Annotated in this window: 6 protein-coding genes; 5 read left to right on the top strand and 1 reads right to left on the bottom strand. The window is 75.2% G+C overall.

Annotated elements, in window-relative coordinates:
• The first annotated feature begins 194 nt into the window (after positions 1-194).
• Together AC1MIR_RS05875 and AC1MIR_RS05870 are read left to right on the top strand one after the other, a co-directional pair.
• Positions 195-2,582 carry a methyl-accepting chemotaxis protein gene (locus AC1MIR_RS05875; protein ID WP_480027252.1) on the top strand — a complete coding sequence of 796 codons (2,388 nt, stop codon included), beginning with the start codon at positions 195-197 and terminating at the stop codon, positions 2,580-2,582.
• A gap of 73 nt (positions 2,583-2,655) precedes the next feature.
• Positions 2,656-3,534, top strand: a complete 879-nt coding sequence (locus AC1MIR_RS05870) for an S-methyl-5'-thioadenosine phosphorylase (protein WP_480027251.1) — start codon at positions 2,656-2,658, stop codon at positions 3,532-3,534.
• A gap of 20 nt (positions 3,535-3,554) precedes the next feature.
• Here AC1MIR_RS05870 and AC1MIR_RS05865 read toward each other — a convergent pair whose 3' ends face one another.
• Positions 3,555-4,217, bottom strand: a complete 663-nt coding sequence (locus tag AC1MIR_RS05865) for a dienelactone hydrolase family protein (protein ID WP_480027250.1) — start codon at positions 4,215-4,217, stop codon at positions 3,555-3,557.
• A 42-nt stretch (positions 4,218-4,259) separates the two neighbouring features.
• Between AC1MIR_RS05865 and AC1MIR_RS05860 the strand changes: the two genes are divergently transcribed.
• From AC1MIR_RS05860 to AC1MIR_RS05850, 3 genes are all read left to right on the top strand, one after another.
• Positions 4,260-4,448 (top strand): DUF4169 family protein, encoded by a 189-nt coding sequence (locus AC1MIR_RS05860; RefSeq protein ID WP_480027249.1) that lies wholly within the window; start codon positions 4,260-4,262, stop codon positions 4,446-4,448.
• A gap of 83 nt (positions 4,449-4,531) precedes the next feature.
• Positions 4,532-4,894 (top strand): YciI family protein, encoded by a 363-nt coding sequence (locus AC1MIR_RS05855; RefSeq protein ID WP_480027248.1) that lies wholly within the window; start codon positions 4,532-4,534, stop codon positions 4,892-4,894.
• A gap of 5 nt (positions 4,895-4,899) precedes the next feature.
• On the top strand, positions 4,900-6,077 hold a 1,178-nt coding region (locus AC1MIR_RS05850; RefSeq protein ID WP_480027247.1), incomplete at its 3' end, for a DUF6596 domain-containing protein.

Genomic DNA, 6,077 nt, shown 5'->3' with positions numbered 1-6,077 from the left:
GGCTCGCCGGCCACATGATCCGCCGCCGGTCGAGCCGCGCCACCGTGCGCCACCGCGACGGCCTGACGGAGCTGCGCCTCGTCGTGGACCACTGAAGGCGGGCGGGCGGCGCGCGCCGGGTTTTTCTGGCCCCGGAACAACCATCGGTTCACCTTCCCGCGGCAGACAGGCGCCTCCCGCTGCCGGAGCCGCCCATGCCTCGACAGGTCTCGATCGGACGCCTTGCGACCGCGCTCGCGGCGCTTCTTGCGGCGAGCACGCTCGCCCTCGCCGCCATCCTGCTGCCGGAGCGGTGGCGCAACTGGCAGGCGGCGGAGCGCCAGCGCACCCTCACCGCGGCCGTGGCCACGCTGGGCAAGGCGCTGGTCGAGCTCTCGCTGGAACGCTCGCTGGTGCAGGTCACGCTGCAACTGCCGGACCCGCTCTCGGCGCAGCATCGCGCCATGATCGAGCGGCAGCGCAGCGTCGCCGCGGCCGGCTTCGCCGAGGCGCTCGAAGGCCTGCGTTCGGTCGGCACGCCCGAGGCCCGGGCGCTCGCGGACGATACGGAGGGGCGTCTTGCCGGGCTGGATGCGTTGCGCCGGCCGGCGGATGCCAATCTCGCGCGCCCACTGGCGCAGCGCGACCCGGCGGTGCTGCTCGGCTGGTCCACCGGCGTGCCGGCGCTGATCTACGCCATCGAGAACCGTCGCCTGACCGCCCGCAGCACGAATGAGCCGGTGCCGGGCGGCGTGCTGGTCCGCGACCAGCTGCAGCACCTGGCCTGGGCCGTGCGCGAATATGGCGGGCGCGACCGCACGCTGATCGCCGTCGCCCTGGCGCGTGGGGAGCCGATCTCCGCCGCGGTGGCGCAGCAGATGGCCGCCTTCGACAGCACCACGGCGCGCCGCCTCGACGCGCTGGAGGCGATCGCCGCCCACCCCGCCCTCTCCCCGCGCCTGCAGCAGGCGCTGCGGGAGCTTCTGGCCGAATACCGTGGTGGCTATGCCGCGCTGCGCCGCTCCATCGTGGAGGCCGCGGCGGCGGGGCGCCCCTATCCCATCGCCTTCGACGCCTATTTCGCGGAATCGAGCCGCGTTCTCGACCTCGCCACCGCGCTCTCCGTCGCGGCGGGCGATGCGAACAAGACCTATTGGGCGGACATCAGCGGCCAGGTCGCGCGCCAGACGGCGCTCGTGCTTGCACTGACGCTGCTGGCCATCGCCGCCGCCTCCGCCCTCGTCTGGTTCGTCCGCCGCCGCGTCACGACGCCCGCCGCGGGCCTCGCCGCGCTGGTGGAGCGCATCGCGGAGGGCGACCTCCAGGCGCAGGCCGATCTCGGCCACCCGCCGGAGGAGATCGCGCGCGTCGCCGGCGCGGTGGAGACGCTGCGCACGCGCATTGCCCAGGCCCGTGCGGAGGAGGCGCGCGCCAATGCCGACCGCGACGCCAAGCTGCGCCGCCAGCAGGCGACGGAGCGCTTCGCCGCGGACTTCTCCGCCGTGATCGGCGGCGTGCTCGGCGGGCTCGGCGCATCGGCCGCGCGCATGCGCGACAATGCCGGCACGATGGCCAACCTCGCCGCCTCCACGCGCAACGAGGCAGCCGCGGTGCGCGCGGCGAGCGAGGCCGGCGCCACCGGCCTGCGCGAAGCCGGGGAGGCCGCGGGCAGCCTGCGCGAGAACGCGGTCGCCGTGACCGGCGCGGTCCAACAGGCCGGCACGCAGGTCGCCGCGGCCGTCGCGCAGGCCGCCGACAGCGAGCGCCTGGTGAACAGCCTCTCCTCCGCCGCGGCCGAGATCGGCGCGGTGATGGAGACGATCCGCAGCATCGCCGCGCAGACCAACCTGCTCGCGCTCAACGCCACCATCGAGGCCGCGCGCGCCGGGGAGGCCGGCAAGGGCTTCGCCGTGGTCGCGGGCGAGGTGAAGGCGCTGGCCGCGCAGACGGCCAGGGCGACGGAGGAGGTGGCGAGCCGCATCGCCGCCGTGCAGGCCTCGACCGGGGAGGCCGCCGGCAGCATCGCGCGCATCGCCGAGGCGGTGGGCGAGGTGCGCGGCGCCGCCGCCACCATCGCCGACGCCATCGAGGCGCAGGCCGGCGCGATCGGCGCCATCGCCGGCCGGGTGGAAGCGGCGGCGCGCGGCAATGACGAGGTGCTGCACCGCATGCGCGCCCTGACCGAAGCGGCGGAGGCCGGAGGCGGCGCCGCGCAGGGCGTGCTCGCCGCCTCGGAGGAAGTGGGCGGCCGGGCGGAGGCGCTGCGCGGCGAGGTGGACGGCTTCCTCGCCTCGCTCGAACGCGCGGGCGACCGACGGCAATACGACCGCTACCGGCTGGACCTGCCCTGCCGCCTGGAATGGGCGGGCGGGTCCTCCACCGCGCGGCTCGACAACCTCTCCCGCGGCGGCGCCGGGGTGCGCGGCGAGCTCGGCCTGCCTGCCGGCACCGAGATCCGCATCGCCATCGCCGGCGGCGCCTTCCTGCCCGCCCGCGTGGCGCGCCACGAGGATGGCGTGACGGGCCTGCTCTTCGTCGCCGGCGCCGCCGTGACCACGGAGCTCGACCGGCTGCTGGCGGCGGAGGAGGCGATGGCAGCCTGAGCATCGGGGTGGAGCGCGCCGCGTCGCACCGCTACAAGCGCGGCGCGCAGCCCCCCGCCGACGGAGCCATCCCATGTCCACCGAGATCACCCCCGTCATCGGCCTGATCGGCGGCTCCGGCCTCTACGACATCCCGGGCCTCGAGGACCGCGAATGGCGGCGGGTGCACACGCCCTGGGGCGCGCCCTCGGACGAGATCCTGTTCGGGCGCCTCGGCGGCGTGCCCGTGCGCTTCCTGCCGCGCCACGGCCGCGGCCATCCGACCCCGCCCTCCGAGCTCAACTACCGCGCCAATATCGACGCGATGAAGCGCGCCGGCTGCACGGAGATCGTCTCGCTCTCCGCCGTCGGCTCGCTGAAGGAGCATCTGCCGCCCGGCCACTTCGTCATCGTGGACCAGTTCATCGACCGCACCTTCGCCCGCAAGAAGAGCTTCTTCGAAAGCGGCTGCGTCGCCCATGTCTCCATGGCGCATCCGGTCTGCCCAAGGCTCGGCGATGCGCTGGAGGCTTCGGCGCGCAAGCTTGGCCTGCCGGTGACGCGCGGCGGCACCTACCTGGTGATGGAAGGCCCGCAATTCTCGACGAAGGCGGAAAGCGAGCTCTATCGCCAATGGGGCTGCAGCGTGATCGGCATGACCAACATGCCGGAGGCCAAGTTGGCCCGGGAAGCGGAGCTCTGCTACGCGACGGTCGCGATGGTGACCGACTTCGACTGCTGGCACCCGGACCACGACCACGTCACCGTCGAGCAGGTGGTGAAGGTGCTTTTCTCGAACGCCGACAAGGCGCGGGCGCTGGTGGCCGATGTAGTGCCGGCGCTCGGTGCCAGGCGTGGGCCGTGCCCGGCGGGCTGCGACCGCGCGCTCGACAACGCGATCATCACCGCGCCCGAGAAGCGCGACCCTGCGCTGATCGCCAAGCTGGACGCGGTGGCCGCGCGCGTTTTCTGAGAGCGCGCGGCCCGCGCCGCCTACCCCAGGTGCTTCGCGAAAAAGTCCAGCGTGCGGCCCCAGGCGATCTCGGCGAGCTCGCGGTTGTAGCTGCCGCGCTCGTCGCAGCCGAAGCCGTGCTGGCCGCCTTCGTACACGAACACCGCGACGCCCGGCTGCGCCGCCTTGATCGCCTCCACGTCGCTCATCGGGATGGAGGCGTCGAGCGTGCCGAAATGCAGTTCCACCGGGCAGTTCGGCGTCTCCGTCCGCGTTCCCGCGACGCCGCCGCCGTACCACCCATTCGCCGCCGCGAAGCTTTTCGTGCGCGTCGCACCCCACCAGGCGACGGTGCCGCCCCAGCAATAGCCGACGATGCCCTTCTTCGCGCCCGCCGGCAGCGCCGCCGCCGCGGCCTCGATGTCGGCGATGGTGCCGGCCTCCGGCACCTTGCTGCGCAGCTCGCGCCCGCGCGCCACGTCCTCCGGCTTGTAGCCGAGCTCGACGCCGCGCTCCGTGCGGTCGAACAGCGCCGGCGCCACCACCGCGTAGCCCGCCTTCACGAAGCGGTCGCACACGTTGCGCATGTGGTGGTTCACCCCGAAGATCTCCTGCACGACCACCAGCGCCTTCTTCGCATCGGCCGGCCCGTCCTTCCACGCGGCGAGCTTGTGGCCGTCGGCGGCGGTGAGTTCGATCCACATGGCGCGTTCCTTCCTGGGCGGGTCCGGGGCTAGTCTCGCGGCATGGCCGAGATCGTCAACCTCAACCGCGCCCGGAAGGCCCGCGCCAGGGCCGAGGCCGAGGCGGAGGCCGCGGCGAACCGCGCCAAGCACGGGCGCAGCAAGGCGCAGAAGCAGGCCGACCAGGCCGCCGGGGAAAAGCGCCGTCGCCTGCTGGATGGCGCGAGGCGCGACGACGCCGGAGAAAAATAGCGCGCGCCTGTCGAAATGCCTCTGTCCGCCGCGTCATCATCCCGGCGGCGCATCGGCGCCCGCCGGGAACAGGAGAGACGGTGATGCAGGCGATGCTGCTGATCTACAGCGACGAGAAGGCCTGGGCCGCGCGCCCGCAGGAGGAGAAGGGCGCGATCTACGGCGCCTACATGGCCTACACCGCCGCGCTGAAGGAGGCTGGCGCCCTCGTCGCCGGCGATCCGCTGCAGCCCTCCATGACGGCCCACACGGTCCGCGTGGCCGCCGGTGCGCCGCAGGTGCTGGACGGCCCCTATGCGGAGACGAAGGAGCAGCTCGCCGGCTACTACCTGATCGAGGTGGAGGACATCCAGGCGGCGCTGCGCTGGGCCGCCCGCTGCCCCGGCGCGACGCATGGCGTGATGGAGGTGCGCCCCATCATGGTCATGGGCCCGCCGCCGGGCTGACCGGCATGACGGCGGCGGCGCGAGGGGCGGCGCAGGCGGCGGAGCGCGCGGCGCGGGAGGGCTATGGCAGGCTGCTGGCCTTCCTGCTCGCGCGCGGCGCCGGGCTCGCCGCGGCGGAGGATGCGCTGGCCGATGCCTTCGCCGCCGCCCTCGCCGCCTGGCCGTCCTCGGGCGTGCCGGACAAGCCCGAGGCCTGGCTGCTCACCGCCGCGCGGCGCCGGCTGCTGGACGGCCATCGCCGCGCCGCCACCGCCGGCGCCGCCCTGCCCGAACTGCTCCGCAGCACCGGGGAAGCCGCTGACCCGGATGACCCCGAGCGCCTGCCCGACCACCGCCTCGCCCTGCTGCTCGCCTGCGCGGCGGAGGAGGTGGAGCCGGCCGCGCGGGCGCCGCTGATGCTGCAATGCGTGCTCGGGCTCGACGCGGCGCGCATCGCCTCGGCCTTCCTGGTCTCGCCCGCGGCGATGGGCCAGCGCCTGGTGCGTGCGAAGCGCCGGCTTGCCGCGGCCGGCGGGCGCTTCGCCCTGCCGGGCCGGGCGGAGGTCGCGGCCCGGCTGCCGGCGGCGCTGGAGGCGATCTACGCCGCCTATGCCGCCGGCGCCGCCGATCCGGCCGATGGCGGTGCGCTCGCCGGGGAGGCCGTCTGGCTCGCCCGCCTCTGCGCCGCGCTGGCGCCGGAGGAGCCGGAGGCCGCCGGCCTCGCAGCGCTGCTCCTGCATCTCGAGGCGCGGCGCCAGGCGGCGCGCGACGCGGAAGGCCGCTATGTGCCGCTCTCGGCGCAGGATTCCGGGCGCTGGAACGCGCCGATGCAGGCCGAGGCCGAACGGCTGCTCCGCGCCGCCGCCGCGCGGGGCCGTCCCGGCCGCTTCCAGTGGGAGGCCGCGGTCCAATCCGTCCATGCCGCACGGCGCGTCACCGGGCGGACGGACTGGCCAGCGATCCGGCTGCTCTACGATGCCCTTCTGGCCGCCACCGGCTCGCCCGTGGTGGCGGTCAACCGCGCCGTGGCGGTGGCGGAGACCGAGGGGGCGGCAGCCGGCCTGGCTGCGCTGCGGGCCGCCGCGGCCGATGCGCGGCTGGCGGAATACCAGCCCTATTGGGCGGCGCTGGCTTCGCTCGCGGCCCGCGGCCGCGGCCCCCCCGCCGGGGCGGGCCCCCCCCCCCCCCCCCCGGGGGGGGCGGC

The sequence above is a fragment of the Falsiroseomonas sp. RANM36 genome (assembly GCF_056682175.1).
The sequence above is the reverse complement of the archived record's forward strand: the minus strand, read 5'-3'. Positions and strand labels throughout refer to the sequence as shown.

Bases quoted from the DNA above. Each gene is read 5' to 3' on its own strand.
- AC1MIR_RS05875 (WP_480027252.1), top strand. From the start codon at position 195: ATGCCTCGACAGGTCTCGATCGGACGCCTTGCGACCGCGCTCGCGGCG.
- AC1MIR_RS05870 (WP_480027251.1), top strand. From the start codon at position 2,656: ATGTCCACCGAGATCACCCCCGTCATCGGCCTGATCGGCGGCTCCGGC.
- AC1MIR_RS05865 (WP_480027250.1), bottom strand. From the start codon at position 4,217: ATGTGGATCGAACTCACCGCCGCCGACGGCCACAAGCTCGCCGCGTGG.
- AC1MIR_RS05860 (WP_480027249.1), top strand. From the start codon at position 4,260: ATGGCCGAGATCGTCAACCTCAACCGCGCCCGGAAGGCCCGCGCCAGG.
- AC1MIR_RS05855 (WP_480027248.1), top strand. From the start codon at position 4,532: ATGCAGGCGATGCTGCTGATCTACAGCGACGAGAAGGCCTGGGCCGCG.